Consider the following 14,529-nt stretch of genomic DNA (forward strand, 5'->3'; position numbering starts at 1 on the left):
ATCAGAAATGTTTCACGCGCTCGACTTGCATGTATTAGGCACGCCGCCAGCGTTCGTCCTGAGCCAAGATCAAACTCTCCAAAAAAGTTTGTCTATAATGGACACCAATCCATTATAGGAAAGTTCTTAGCAAAGAAGCGCTAGCTTCTGTATTTCTTTTAATAGAAAAAACAGAGTATGTTTTTTCTTGACATATTGGTTGTTTTGTTCAGTTTTCAAAGAGCAAAATAATCATTTGTTGTTTTAGCGACAACTTTTATATCATAACATGCTGTCGATATTATGTCAACAACTTTATTCAACTAAAATTGTTCACCTTCGCCAACTGACTCATCAGCGACGTATTCCAATATACCACGTTAACACGAATTATGTCAACTAGAAGTTTACATTTTCATAAAGGTATTTCTACTGAAGTTCAGTATCAGTAGAATACACATATTACACCCATTATCCATAGTAGTCAATGAAATACACTTACCATTTTTATAACACTTTTATTACACGTACTAATTATATTCCATTCGTGTAAGGAATGTTCATCTAAATTCTGTATAGTATTACTAAATCTACAAATCCTATTCTTATTACCATGGAAAAAGGAGATACTATGAAAAAATTACTTTTATTAACTCTACTATTATTTCTATTAATAAGCTTGGGTGAATATGTCCTCCTTGCAGAAGAAAATAATAATCCCGATCTTCAACTAATAAAAACATATGAGGAGGATGTCACCGGAGATGGATTAAAAGAAATAATAGAACTGAAAGGGGTCCTCTTCTCACCTGACTCAACGTATTATCGCGATATTGTTGCAATAATTACTTCTTCGGAAAATCAGGTTTGGGAAATTCCTTATATGGGTGGATATGAACCTACTTTAACGTTCATCGATTTAAATCATGACAAGGTAAATGATATTTTCTTCCAGAGTGCAACTGGTGGTAGTGGTGGTCTATATCAATATCATCTTCACACATTAATTCAAAATAAACTCTCAGAAATTCCTTTACCAGAACAACCTTTTGTTAAAGGAAAGTTTCTAGAAAACTTTAAAGTAGAGGTTACCATTTCGCCAGACATGGAACCAGCGATTGTTGATGTCTCCAATCGCGCGGATGACTATATACGACTGGGCATTTATAGAAAGGATGGTAAGCTGTTAAAAGAAACATCAGCTATGGTGGATCCAATTGCCTTTTTCGAGCCAAAATTAATTAGTAAGAGTAAAGGCTATGGATTAAAAAGCTATCAACAAGTAAGTGGTGCTTATCATGCAGATCAACTCGGAACCATAGAATCCTTGTGGTACTTTGATCGCGATAAATGGATCCTATTAAAAACACAATGGATGCCAAGTGAATAATTTAGTAATTAGAAGAGCCAGGGACATAAGTACTTTTGACAAGATAAAATCCGGGTTTGCGCGTAATACCCAATTCGGGAATATACTCCACTGAATTCGTGCACTGTTCGTATTTATTATCTTTTCATTTTACTTATGTCCCTGGCTCTTTGTTAATTGGCGACGATATTAACTAACTTGCCGGGAACAACAACTACTTTACGAATTGTTTTTCCTTCTATCCATTCTTGAATGTTTTCATCTTCAAGTGCCATCTTTTCTAATTCTTCCTTCGATATATCCTTAGCAACTGTAAGTTTAGAACGAACTTTCCCCATTACTTGGACAACAATTTCCACTTCGTTTTCCACTAGTTTTGATTCATCATAGGTCGGCCACGTCACATAAGTTATGGTTTCAGCATGACCCAAACGATTCCATAATTCTTCTGTTACATGCGGTGCGACTGGTGAAAGTAGTTTCACAAAGCCCTCAACATAAGCCTTTGGCAATTTATCCGCTTTGTAGCACTCATTAATAAATACCATCATTTGTGAAATTGCCGTATTAAAATGAAGGTTTTCAAAGTCCTCCGCAACCTTTTTCACCGTTTCGTGATAGACTTTTTCCAGCGAATCATTTGTATCCTCAACAATATTATCTGATACAGTTCCATCTTCATTAATAAATAGACGCCAGACACGATCAAGGAAACGTCGCGCTCCATCTAATCCATTTGTTGACCAAGCTACAGAAGCATCTAAAGGTCCCATGAACATTTCGTATAGACGTAGTGTATCTGCACCATGAGAAGCGATAATATCATCTGGGTTCACGACATTCCCTTTTGATTTACTCATTTTTTCATTGCCTTCTCCAAGAATCATCCCTTGGTTGAATAGCTTCATGAAAGGTTCTTTTGTCGGGACTACCCCAATATCGTATAAGAACTTATGCCAGAATCGAGCATACAACAAGTGAAGTACAGCATGCTCTGCGCCACCGATATAAATATCAATCGGAAGCCATTTTTTAAGTAGCTCTGGATCAGCTAACTTCTCACTATTGTTCGGATCGATATAACGCAAGAAATACCAGCAGCTTCCTGCCCATTGCGGCATTGTATTCGTCTCACGTCGTCCTTTCATACCTGTTTTTGGATCGACTACATTTACCCAATCACTATTAGCAAGCGGTGATTCGCCAGTACCAGAAGGTCTAATCTCCGTCATGATTGGCAGTTCGACTGGCAATTCTTCCTCTGGAACAGCTGTCATCGTACCGTCTTCCCAGTGAATAATCGGAATTGGTTCACCCCAATAGCGTTGTCTTGAGAACAACCAATCGCGCAAACGATACGTTACTTTTTTCGTCCCAATAGCATTCTCTTCAAGCCAAGTAATCATATTCGTAATAGCTTCTTCCTTATTCAATCCATTAAGGAATTCAGAATTCACATGTTCCCCGTCGCCAGTATACGCTTCTTTCGTAACATCTCCACCTGCCACTACTTCTACAATTGGCAAATCAAATGTTGTTGCAAATTCATAGTCACGCTCATCATGTGCTGGTACTGCCATAATGGCACCTGTTCCATAAGACATTAGCACATAGTCGGCAATCCAGATTGGCATCTTTTGTTGGTTTACCGGATTTATTGCATAAGCGCCACTGAAAACTCCTGTTTTATCTTTCGCCAAATCAGTACGTTCAAGATCTGATTTTGTTTGAACTTCTTCCAGATATTTTTGAACGGCTTCTTTTTGTTCTGCAGTTGTAATTTTTCCGACCAACGGATGCTCTGGTGCAAGTACTGCATAGGTTGCGCCAAACAATGTATCCGGTCTTGTTGTAAAGACAGTAAACTGTTCATTATGACCATCAATTGCGAACGTTACCTCGGCACCTTCCGAGCGTCCAATCCAGTTACGCTGCATGTCTTTTAGACTTTCAGGCCAATCCAACTCTTCTAGATCATCCAATAGTCTATCAGCATATGCCGTTATTTTTAGAATCCATTGCTTCATAGGTTTACGAACTACCGGATGACCACCACGCTCACTCTTACCATCGATAACCTCTTCATTCGCAAGTACTGTTCCAAGCGCTGGACACCAGTTAACAGCTACTTCATCAATATAAGCAAGTCCTTTTTCATATAGCTTTGTAAAAATCCATTGTGTCCACTTGTAGTAATTGGGGTCTGTCGTATTTACTTCACGATCCCAATCATAGGAAAAGCCAAGTTCCTGGATCTGTCTTTTAAACGTATTGACATTGACTTGGGTAAATTCACGTGGACTATTTCCCGTATCTAAAGCATATTGTTCTGCAGGAAGCCCAAATGCGTCCCACCCCATTGGATGAAGTACTTCATATCCTTGCATTCGTTTCATTCTGGAAAGAATATCCGTTGCAGTATATCCCTCAGGGTGTCCAACATGCAACCCCGCTCCAGACGGATATGGAAACATATCTAATGCATAAAACTTTTCCTTATTTGATGCTGAATCAGTCTTGAAAGTTTTATTTTCAAGCCAGTGCTTTTGCCATTTCTTTTCGATTTCTTGATGCTTAAAGCTCATGTCAATTCCTCCTTTTTCTATCGATAAAAAATAAAAAAGCCCCTCGCCCCTAAAGAAGGGACGAGAAGCTATATTTCCCGCGGTACCACCCAAATTAACGAAATAAATCGTTCACTTGTATCCTTAACGCGGATTAACGGCAGAAACTACTTCGGTTCATTCCTGCAACCTTAAAGGCGAGTTCGTAATCGTTCAGGGGCAATTCACACCAACCATTGCCTCTCTTGACCTGAGCCGTCTTACTACTACTCCTTCGCATCGCTTTTTCGATTATTTAAATTGATTTTAAAGAATAGTTCTAGCTTTGTCAAGAATTTCCTGATTTATACAAGTATTATATTTTCGAGAACGAACATGGCTATCTTTTTCATTTTCGAAATACAATGTTCCGTGCTATCCTTATATCAGATTGATTTACAGCATAAGGAGTCTAATACAAGTGAAAAGTATTCTAAAATATTCGCATTACCTATTAGAAGAAATTATCAAGCCTGGTGAAACAGTAATTGATGCAACATGTGGAAATGGTAATGATACATTATTTTTAAGTGGATTAGTTGGAGAAACTGGTGAAGTAATAGCTTTTGACATCCAAGAACAAGCGATTGACAATACAGACCAATTACTAATGGAGAATCATTGTTCCAATGTTTCCCTCGTACTAGATAGTCATGCAAATGTAGAAAATTATTTATCGAAGGATTTAGAAGGAAAAATAGGTGGTGCCATCTTTAACTTAGGATACCTGCCGAAAAGCGATAAATCGATTATTACACAAGCAGAGTCTACAGTGAAGGCAATCGATACAATCTTAGGATATTTAAAGCATGAAGGTCGTATCATTCTTGTCGTGTATTATGGCCATGAAGGTGGCGAGGATGAAAAAAACGCAATTCTGAAACACGTTATGTCATTAGATCAAAAGCAATACAGTGTCTTACAGTATGGGTTTATAAATCAGAAAAACAACCCACCCTTTATTATTGGGATTCAGAAAAAATAACATACAGGAGGAAATGAAATGATCCATCCGTATAAAAATAGCACCCCATCTATTCATCCAACTGCATTCATTGCAAACGATGCGGTCATTGTAGGAGATGTGACCATCGGAGAAGAATCCAGTGTTTGGTTTAAAACCGTCATTCGTGGTGACGTTGCGCCAACAAAAATAGGAAGTAGAGTAAATGTCCAAGACCTATCTATGCTTCATCAAAGTCCGAATCGAACACTACTTTTAGAAGATGATGTAACGGTAGGTCATCAGGTGACACTACACTCTGCTATTGTCCGTAAAAACGCATTAATTGGTATGGGTTCCATTATTTTAGATGGTGCTGAAATTGGCGAAAATGCTTTTATTGGCGCAGGAAGCCTTGTACCTCCTGGCAAAAAAATCCCGCCCCATACATTAGCACTTGGTCGTCCTGCAAAAGTTGTACGCGAGCTGACTGAAGATGACTATAAAGAAATGGAACGAGTACGGAAATCGTATGTGGAAAAAGGACAATACTATAAGAATCACACTACCCTTGGCAAGACATTATAACTTTATAAAAATATGAAAGTCACGATCAGAGCGATCGTGACTTTCATATTTTTATTGATTAGTCTGTTCCACTAATGCAGCAACTTTATCTGTCTTTTCCCATGGAAATTCGATATCTGTTCTACCAAAATGCCCATATGCTGCAGTATCCTTATATATCGGGCGCTGCAAGTCCAGCATTCGGATAATTCCTGCTGGTCGCAAATCAAATATATTACGCACCGCAGTTACTAATTCCTCTTCGCTCACGATACCTGTGCCAAATGTATTTATAGAGATAGATACTGGCTCAGCAACACCAATCGCATAGGCTAACTGTACTTCACATGAATCAGCAAGCTTTGCAGCGACAATATTTTTGGCCACATATCGAGCAGCATAAGCAGCCGAACGGTCAACCTTAGTCGCATCTTTCCCACTAAATGCACCACCGCCATGGCGTGCATAGCCACCATACGTATCCACAATTATTTTTCTACCAGTTAATCCAGCATCACCTTGTGGACCACCAATTACAAAACGACCCGTTGGATTGATAAAATATTTCGTTTGGTTATCTAATAAATGTTCAGGAACCACTGGCTTAATAACATGTTCGATTAGATCTGCTTCGATCTGTTCGAGTGTAATGTCTTGATGATGCTGTGTTGAAATGACAATCGTATCCACTCGTACTGGTTGATCCTGCTCATCATATTCAATGGTTACTTGTGTTTTTCCGTCAGGGCGTAAGTATGGAACCGTATTATCTTTTCGCACATCAGCAAGGCGCTTCGATAATTTATGCGCTAACGATATTGGTAACGGCATTAATTCCTCTGTTTCATTACAAGCAAAACCAAACATTAATCCTTGGTCACCTGCACCGATTGCGGCGATTTCACCCTCTGTCATTTTCCCTTGACGAGCTTCTAGCGCTTGGTTTACGCCACCAGCAATATCAGGTGATTGCTCATCTATTGCCGTTAAAACAGCACAAGTATCTGCATCAAACCCGTATTTCGCACGGGTATATCCAATATCCTTAATCGTTTGTCTTACCACTTGTGGGATATCCACATAGGTTGTCGTAGTGATTTCGCCAGCCACTAATACCAAACCTGTTGTTACGGTAGTTTCACACGCTACACGTGCTAATGGATCCTTCTTTAAAATTTCATCTAGAATTGCATCCGAAATTTGATCACAAATTTTATCTGGATGTCCTTCTGTAACTGACTCTGAAGTAAATAATCGACGATTTTTAGCCATTTGGCTAAATCCTCCCTTTATTATATTGGTACGGAACTCTAATGTTATCAGTATATTATCCCAATCAATTAGATGCCATTTAAATATGTCAAATGACCTAGTTGCTTTGTGCATGAGAATATTAAAACACTTTTACCATGCAAAAAAGCCTTTCCTTCTACATGAGGAAAGGGATTGATTATCAGCCTTTCGCTCTTATTGTTCAAGGAGTTTTCCTTGCATCAGGTAAGCACCTTTTCACCGCAGTGATGGTTGCTGGGCTTCATAGGGTCTGTCCCTCCGCCGACTCTGAATAAGAGAGTGTCCGCTCATTGTTTAGGTTACCCGAAGCAATTAGCGAATGTCAACTGTAATTGATTTCGAGTCACGTAATTTTTCTAAAATAATATGATAAAAAACGATGATTAGTATGGACTATTTAAATTAATATGTTATACTAATTAAAGATTTCAGGAAATTGCTGTATTGGAAAGGATATCTTTCCTCTATAATTCTGGTTAAAAGGAAGGTAATTTTAATGAATTCGGTACTTAAAGCTTCACTTCTGGAAGAGCTTCTCTCCCAAAAAAATGTTAATCATAATTTATCGATTGCTAGATTAGTTGAAAAAGTACTAGCAAAAAATGAAGGTGTCTTAACAGATACTGGTGCTGTACTTGCTACGACTGGAAAATATACCGGTCGTTCGCCACAGGATAAGTTTATTGTTATGGATTCAGTTTCTGAAGGAAAAGTAGACTGGGGAAATGTGAACCAATCGATTGATGAGGAAGTATTTGAACGATTATATACGAAAGTAATCACCCATTTAAAGAAAAAAGATGACGTCTTTGTATTCAACGGATTTGCTGGAGCTGACCATACGTATCGACTACCTATTCAGGTGATAAACGAGTTTGCATGGCATAATTTATTTGCTAAACAACTTTTTATTCGCCCGACGGAAGAAGAACTTGTCTCGCACGAACCCGAATTTACCGTAATTTCAGCACCTACTTTTAAAGCTGATCCGACTATAGACGGCACAAATTCAGAAGCTTTTATATTAATTTCGTTTAAACATAATGTTATTTTAATTGGTGGAACAGAATATGCAGGTGAAATTAAGAAGTCTATTTTCTCCATTATGAATTTCTTATTACCAGAACGTAATATTTTGCCGATGCATTGTTCCGCTAACGTAGGAAAAGAAGGCGATGTCGCGCTATTTTTCGGTCTCTCTGGTACCGGTAAAACAACCCTGTCAGCAGACCCCTACCGCCAGTTGGTTGGCGATGATGAGCATGCATGGAGTTCTAGCGGGATCTTTAATATCGAAGGTGGATGTTACGCAAAATGCATTAATCTTTCCGAAGATAAAGAACCACAAATTTTTCAAGCGATAAAATTTGGTTCTGTATTAGAAAATGTTGTCATGAATGAAGAGACACGTATACCGAATTATGACAATACGACCTTAACAGAAAATACACGCGCAGCGTATCCGTTAGATCATATTGATAATAGTGTCAGTCCAAGCATCGCTGGTCATCCAAATACGATTATTTTTCTAACGGCAGATGCCTCTGGTACACTGCCACCGATTAGTAAGCTTTCCAAAGAACAAGCAATGTATCACTTTTTAAGTGGCTATACAAGTAAACTAGCAGGAACAGAAAGAGGCGTCACGGAACCAGAGGCAACTTTTTCTGCATGTTTCGGGGCACCGTTCCTTCCGTTATCGCCTGCAACCTATGCGAAAATGCTTGGTGAGAAAATTGACCAGTACAATACGAATGTATTTTTAATCAATACTGGTTGGACTGGTGGCTCCTATGGAATTGGTAGCCGCATTAAGCTCTCATACACAAGAGCAATGGTTCACGCAGCCCTTGAGGGTGAAATGAACCATGTTGAAACAACAACAGATGACGTATTTGGATTGCTAATTCCAACCCATGTTGCAGGTGTACCCGACGAGGTACTCATCCCTAAGAACACTTGGATAGATCAACTTGCATATGAAAAACAAGCAAAGGAACTTGCATTGAAATTCCATGAAAACTTTAAAAAATTTACTAATGTCAGCACCGAGATTGCTCAGGCTGGCCCTGCCTACCATTAAGTTAGACAGGTAAACGCTGTACCTCATCCCAAGAGGGTTATTATATTAAAAGTAGCATAATTTTGTTACTTACCATAATTGACCGACCTTATTTATAGGTCGGTTTTTTCACGTTCTGTTGATAGCATGTGGTGGTGCTGGCCCGGGTATCAGCAGCATTTCCCGACCATCTGCAACGTTCCCCCTCTATGCCTGCATTCTCTAGCTAGGCGTTCACACATTTTTCGCCCATTGCATAGACTGTTTTGACTAAATACTTGTGACCTGAAGGGAACGAACAGAATGAGAAAAATAACTTTTCTAGCTATCACCTCATGTGTGATGCTTCTTATTCTTTCAGCATGTGGTGGTTCAAGCGAGAACACTACGATTAAGTTAGGAGAGGTGACCCGCTCGTTGTTCTATGCACCACAGTATGTTGCAATCGAGCAAGGATTTTTTGAAGAAGAAGGTTTAGAAGTGGAGCTACAAACTACTTGGGGCGGAGATAAAACGATGACAGCACTATTGTCAGATGGGATTGATGTTGCACTAGTCGGTTCTGAAACATCCATTTATGTATATGCACAGGATTCCAATGACTATGCAGTTAACTTCGCACAACTTACTCAGACAGATGGTACCTTCCTCGTTGCCAAAGAAGAACTTCCTAATTTTAACTGGGAGGATTTAAAGGATAAAGACTTTCTCGGACAACGCAAAGGTGGAATGCCACAAATGGTTGGCGAATTCGTCCTGAAACAGAATGGGATTGACCCTCACAGTGATCTAAATTTACATCAAAACATCGAGTACGCTAATATTCCAGGCGCATTTTTATCTGGTGACTATGAATATGTACAATTATTTGAACCAACAGCAAGTGTATTTGAAAAGGAAGGCAATGGTCATGTCATTGCATCGTTTGGAGAAGAGTCTGGTCAAGTACCATATACCGCATTTATGGCGAAGCAAAGCTATCTCGATGAAAACAAAGAAAACGTGGAAAAGTTCACCCGTGCGATTTATAAAGCACAACTTTGGGTAGAAGAAACAGATTCTGCTGAAATAGCAAAATCCATTCAAGGATATTTTGAAGATGTTGACTTAGACATTCTAACCACATCCATCGAGCGTTATAAGAATCAAGATTCCTTTGCGACTGATCCAATTTTAGAAAAAGACGAATGGAATAATTTAAAAGCGATTATGGATGAAGCTGGCGAACTACCAAATGGCGATATTACTTATGAGGATCTAGTTAATACAGAAATAGCAGAGGACGTTATCAATAACTAAGGAGTGAAAACCTTGTCCTTTCTAACCTTAGAACATGTAAATCATCATTATTTTACAAAAGATAGTTACACGAAAGCTTTAGAGGATATCTCCTTTTCGGTAAAAGAAGGAGAATTTATTGCATTACTGGGGCCAAGTGGTTGTGGCAAATCAACCATACTTTCCATCGTTGCTGGAATCATGGAGCATACGTCAGGAAAAGTCCTTCACAACAATAAGCCTATTACAGAATCAGGTTTAGCAATTGGCTACATGCTACAACAGGATTATTTATTTCCATGGAAAACTATCCTAGACAATGTGTTACTTGGTCCAACCATCCAAGATACTGTGAATGCAGAAATAAGCGAAAAAACAGAGCAGCTATTGGCAGAAGTTGGTCTTGATAATGTTGCCAATCAATATCCAAGTTCACTTTCTGGTGGCATGCGGCAACGAGTAGCACTTGTTCGGACATTAATAACAGATCCTAAAATACTTCTACTAGATGAACCCTTCTCTGCACTTGATTTTCAGACGAAGCTGAAATTAGAAGATCTTGTTTTTAAGCTGTTACATGCCTACAAAAAAACAGCGATTTTAGTCACTCATGATATCGGAGAGGCGATTGCAATGAGTGATCGAATCATTATTATGGGCACAAGCCCTGGAAAAATTGTCAAAATAGTGGAAGTACCAATTGAATTACGAAACGAAATGCCTTTTCTCGTGCGAAGACATCCAAAATACCAACCTATATTTGATAAGGTCTGGGAGGAGTTAAATAAAAATGAATCCCATTCCGATTAACACTATTTCGATTGAAAGGGGGCTTTGGTAACATGACCAATAAAGAAGATCAATTATTACTTGAGAAGCATATCCAGACTCAAAAGCGTGAAAAACGCATTGTCCTCTATTGGCAAGTGATCATTTTACTAGCATTTTTTGGACTTTGGGAACTAGCCAGTAGAATGACATGGATTGATCCATTGCTATTCAGCTCTCCTTCAAGGGTTTTTACACAATTAGTTACCAAGTTTTCAGATGGTTCCATGCTTTCACATGCACAAGCAACGTTATTCGAAACTGTTCTTGGATTCATTATTGGAACAGTGCTCGGAATTCTAATTGCTTCCATCCTGTGGGCATCAACTAGATTTTCTAAAATCATGGATCCTTACTTGGTAATCCTCAATGCAATGCCAAAAGTAGCATTAGGTCCGATTATCATTGTTGCTTTTGGACCGGGGTATTTTTCTATTATCGCCATGGGTGCCATTATATCGGTTATCATTACCACAATTGTCGTTTACACCGGCTTTCGAGAAGTAGATCCAAACTATGAAAAAGTACTAAAAAGCTTCGGTGCGACTAGATGGCAATGCTTTAAATCCGGCGTATTTCCAGCTACTCTACCAGTTATGATTTCCACATTAAAAGTGAATGTTGGTTTATCATGGGTCGGTGTTATTGTAGGTGAATTTCTTGTATCAAGAGAAGGATTAGGTTACTTAATTGTTTATGGATTCCAGGTATTCGATTTTACCCAAGTGATGGCCAGCTTAATCTTAATTGCAATCTTCGCTGCCATTATGTATAAAATTGTGGAGATGATCGAGAACTGGTTGATTAAGCATACAACGTAATAGCAGAAATCCATTAGAAGCCTAATTGCATAAAAAGGAGCATCGTCTAAAAGTTGACGATGCTCCTTATATGACTTTGGAATTTTAGGCTATACTGATACATACTGATTGACGATTTCCAAAAGGTAGTCAGATTCTTTTTCAGGTAGACTTTCAGATAGTCTTGCCCCAGCAATAATTGGAGCCCATTGGAATACTTCTTCCTTCAGCATGCCACTCTTCTCACAATATTGGTTAACATAGAGAGTAGCTAAATCCATGGAAATGAATGAGTACAGCAGATAGGTACGATAAACGTCAGCACTTATAGTTCCAGCACTAGAATCAACCCAATCGATAATGGTCACTTGTTGATCTGATAATAGTAAATTAAATAAATGATAATCTCCGTGACATAGCTTCTGGTCAAATGGCATAGAATCCAATTTTTGAAGTAAAGCAATCTTTTGGAGTTTAGTCAATTTATTAGCGGATTCAAGTTGACGTCTTAGTTTTCCTTCCATCGGCTCCAGTGTAGTTGCTTCTACGGAATGAATCTTTTGTTGAATAGAAACAGAAATACCCATGTAATATTCTGTTTGATCCTTGTTTTCTAATGCGAGCTCTCCAAATGTTCTACCTTGAATATATTCCATTACGATAGCTTGTTTTTCATCGACTTCTGTTATCTCCAGTATATTTGGAACAGGAAGACCACAATCAAATGCAAACTGTTGCTTATTCGCCTCATACGTAGCTTCATTATCCGGTAAATAATCATGATAGATTTTGATAATCTTATCTTCAGAAAGATAGATTCTTGCCGTATTTCCGCTGGCGATTTGCTTACCTAAATTCATCGGTTATCACTCCGTTTATCAATCACTTTACCTGTTATTTTACCATAATTTTCTAACTATTATAGTTATCAATATAGAAAAACACCTCAAAGGTTGTTTCGCACAATTTTTGAGGTGCACCACCAAATGGTCTTATTAACGGTTACTTACCTAGCATTCCTTTCACTTTCTTCAGACAATGCGTTAACACATCATCCTTCATAATAAAACTATATCCCTTGTGATATTTGACGTCCTTTGGTATCGAATCAAGTAAGACAGGTCCTTCTGTCTCGTAGTATGTTTCTTGCTTTGGCAAGCTCCCTACTTCTGCAAAATAAACATTCTTAACAACCTGATTCGCTTTACCAGCAACATGATATTGTCCGAGGTAATGCAGTTTCGTGATGACTCCACCGGTTTCTTCCATCACTTCACGATGGGCTGCTTGTTCAGGTGTCTCCCCTAATTCAATTTTGCCACCTGGGAACTCCAATCCCCGGTCCTTATGTTTTGTAAGTAACCATTGGTTGTTATAACGACAGATAACCCAAACATTTTTGGGGTTACCTGAAAATGGATGATCTTGAAATGAGAGTTGGATCTCATTATTGTAATAATCTCGAAATGTTAACATATGTCAGCTACCTTTAATTCTACTTTCTACATCAATGATGTGATATCTTTGTTAATTTCCATCCTTGGTTTTCTAGCGTAAACTCAAGCTCTATTGTATATTTTCCATACATGGCAGTGTCGTTTTCTTGTTTAACCAAGGCCTTCTGATAATCTAATTGTACCACATCATAATCATTCTGTTTATCAAACCATGGTGGAGTTTCCGTAGGGACGATATATAAGCCTTCAATTTCCTCGTAAAAATAGTAGTCGACATAGTCTTTGGCAGCCTCTTTGGTAGAAAACGTAGCAAATTCTTCTAGCAATTCATCTTTCGTATCGTAGTTTTTAACCCGGTAATTGTCATCAATGTCCTGCAATATCGTACTCATGAACCGATCCGTCAATCGTATGATCTCATCATGTGTAATCGTTGAATCCGTATTCTTATTATGGGCATCACCTTCTAGTTGCTGATTAGCACTATTTTCACTCGCTGATAATGGTAATATATAAGACAACCCGATCCCCATTAGCACTAGTATGATGGCGAAACTACCTACTCTATTCAATCCAATACCCTCCTACGACCTACTAGTATTATCACTTCCCCTTCCTGTTTACTACTAAACAATAGAAAAGGAATAAGATATACTATCCTATTCCAACTTCTAGCTACATATGATTTTCTCCTAAAATTCCGATACTCTCAATATGCTCTCGCGTTGCATCATCACCCAAGTCATGTAACAGTTGATACGTCTCTACTAATTCCGAATCATAGGCATCATTAGACTGATCATTATGATAGGGCATAATAGGAACGTGTGCACGCCAGTAGGTACGATTAGCTGATTCTCCCATATTATCCAATTTCGCTCGAAGCATCACAATCTCGTCAGCTGTTGCATGGATGGTAAAGCTATCATTATTATCGTATTTTATTTGCGATATTTCCCCACTACCAATATTCACATAATACTTCTTTTTCTCCATAACACACCTCCTAGTCTTAATTTGTCTAAAAAAAGGAAAAGCATGTATGAAAGGGGCGTTTTGAACTGCACACTTCAAGTTTATCCTATAAAAAACCTTGAACTACTCACCACTTAACACCTTTTCGGGTTGTTTGAAGATTGGACTTGTCCTGTTTGCCACAACCATCACGATAGCGATATAAAAGCCAACAAAAATATATCACCAACCGACATCCATCTCCCCCTTACCATTGGGCTTGAAGAGGGAGTCTTCTGTCGGGAAATGATAAAAACAGGCAATTCCCCGCTATTTTGTCAGCAGGAAATTGCCGATAGGATTAGTTGTCTTGGCAACTCTTGTATCTATATCTTA

Annotated in this window: 13 protein-coding genes, 1 rRNA gene, 1 riboswitch and 1 other annotated feature; of the genes, 7 read left to right on the forward strand and 7 right to left on the reverse strand. The window is 38.5% G+C overall.

Annotation, left to right across the window (positions count from 1 at the left end; translation table 11 throughout):
* Window positions 1-85: ribosomal RNA gene (locus tag JF53_RS07140) — 16S ribosomal RNA — on the reverse strand; the annotation flags it as partial.
* 525 nt (window positions 86-610) lie between these two features.
* Between JF53_RS07140 and JF53_RS07145 the strand changes: the two genes are divergently transcribed.
* A complete protein-coding gene (locus JF53_RS07145; protein ID WP_053071823.1) occupies window positions 611-1,369 on the forward strand; it encodes a hypothetical protein in 759 nt (252 codons plus the stop codon).
* A 152-nt stretch (window positions 1,370-1,521) separates the two neighbouring features.
* Here JF53_RS07145 and leuS read toward each other — a convergent pair whose 3' ends face one another.
* On the reverse strand, window positions 1,522-3,933 hold the full coding sequence (gene leuS, locus JF53_RS07150; RefSeq protein WP_047979682.1) for a leucine--tRNA ligase: 2,412 nt from the start codon (window positions 3,931-3,933) through the stop codon (window positions 1,522-1,524).
* A 53-nt stretch (window positions 3,934-3,986) separates the two neighbouring features.
* Window positions 3,987-4,201 (reverse strand) — a binding site (T-box leader).
* A 171-nt stretch (window positions 4,202-4,372) separates the two neighbouring features.
* Between leuS and JF53_RS07155 the strand changes: the two genes are divergently transcribed.
* Both JF53_RS07155 and JF53_RS07160 read left to right on the forward strand, forming a co-directional pair.
* The gene (locus tag JF53_RS07155) at window positions 4,373-4,936 is read left to right on the forward strand and encodes a tRNA (mnm(5)s(2)U34)-methyltransferase (protein WP_047979681.1); all 564 of its coding nucleotides are present in this window, start codon (window positions 4,373-4,375) and stop codon (window positions 4,934-4,936) included.
* Between the two features lie 18 nt (window positions 4,937-4,954).
* Window positions 4,955-5,482: a gamma carbonic anhydrase gene (locus tag JF53_RS07160; RefSeq protein WP_047979680.1), complete on the forward strand. Its 528-nt coding sequence runs from the start codon at window positions 4,955-4,957 to the stop codon at window positions 5,480-5,482.
* 51 nt (window positions 5,483-5,533) lie between these two features.
* Here the strand turns inward: JF53_RS07160 and metK are convergent, their stop codons facing one another.
* Complete coding sequence (metK, locus tag JF53_RS07165; RefSeq protein ID WP_047979679.1) at window positions 5,534-6,733, reverse strand: methionine adenosyltransferase; 1,200 nt, start codon at window positions 6,731-6,733, stop codon at window positions 5,534-5,536.
* A 192-nt stretch (window positions 6,734-6,925) separates the two neighbouring features.
* A riboswitch (SAM riboswitch) is annotated at window positions 6,926-7,032 on the reverse strand.
* Window positions 7,033-7,250: 218 nt separating this feature from the next.
* Here metK and pckA point away from each other — a divergent pair.
* The 4 genes from pckA (at window position 7,251) to JF53_RS07185 (ending at window position 11,743) form a co-directional block, all read left to right on the forward strand.
* Window positions 7,251-8,837 carry a phosphoenolpyruvate carboxykinase (ATP) gene (gene pckA / locus JF53_RS07170; protein WP_047979678.1) on the forward strand — a complete coding sequence of 529 codons (1,587 nt, stop codon included), beginning with the start codon at window positions 7,251-7,253 and terminating at the stop codon, window positions 8,835-8,837.
* 282 nt (window positions 8,838-9,119) lie between these two features.
* Window positions 9,120-10,115: an ABC transporter substrate-binding protein gene (locus JF53_RS07175; protein WP_047979677.1), complete on the forward strand. Its 996-nt coding sequence runs from the start codon at window positions 9,120-9,122 to the stop codon at window positions 10,113-10,115.
* 12 nt (window positions 10,116-10,127) lie between these two features.
* On the forward strand, window positions 10,128-10,904 hold the full coding sequence (locus JF53_RS07180; protein WP_047979676.1) for an ABC transporter ATP-binding protein: 777 nt from the start codon (window positions 10,128-10,130) through the stop codon (window positions 10,902-10,904).
* Between the two features lie 32 nt (window positions 10,905-10,936).
* Entirely contained in the window at window positions 10,937-11,743 is an 807-nt protein-coding gene (locus tag JF53_RS07185; protein WP_047979675.1) for an ABC transporter permease, read from the forward strand.
* A gap of 89 nt (window positions 11,744-11,832) precedes the next feature.
* Here the strand turns inward: JF53_RS07185 and JF53_RS07190 are convergent, their stop codons facing one another.
* From JF53_RS07190 to JF53_RS07205, 4 genes are all read right to left on the reverse strand, one after another.
* The gene (locus JF53_RS07190; RefSeq protein ID WP_047979674.1) at window positions 11,833-12,582 is read right to left on the reverse strand and encodes a phosphotransferase family protein; all 750 of its coding nucleotides are present in this window, start codon (window positions 12,580-12,582) and stop codon (window positions 11,833-11,835) included.
* A 142-nt stretch (window positions 12,583-12,724) separates the two neighbouring features.
* Window positions 12,725-13,198 carry an RNA deprotection pyrophosphohydrolase gene (ytkD, locus tag JF53_RS07195; RefSeq protein WP_047979673.1) on the reverse strand — a complete coding sequence of 158 codons (474 nt, stop codon included), beginning with the start codon at window positions 13,196-13,198 and terminating at the stop codon, window positions 12,725-12,727.
* Window positions 13,199-13,229: 31 nt separating this feature from the next.
* The gene (locus JF53_RS07200; RefSeq protein WP_053071822.1) at window positions 13,230-13,751 is read right to left on the reverse strand and encodes a hypothetical protein; all 522 of its coding nucleotides are present in this window, start codon (window positions 13,749-13,751) and stop codon (window positions 13,230-13,232) included.
* 103 nt (window positions 13,752-13,854) lie between these two features.
* Window positions 13,855-14,175, reverse strand: a complete 321-nt coding sequence (locus tag JF53_RS07205) for a hypothetical protein (RefSeq protein WP_047979672.1) — start codon at window positions 14,173-14,175, stop codon at window positions 13,855-13,857.
* Window positions 14,176-14,529: the final 354 nt, after the last annotated feature.

Source organism: Ornithinibacillus contaminans, assembly GCF_001038425.2.
Taxonomy (GTDB): domain Bacteria; phylum Bacillota; class Bacilli; order Bacillales; family Amphibacillaceae; genus Ornithinibacillus; species Ornithinibacillus contaminans.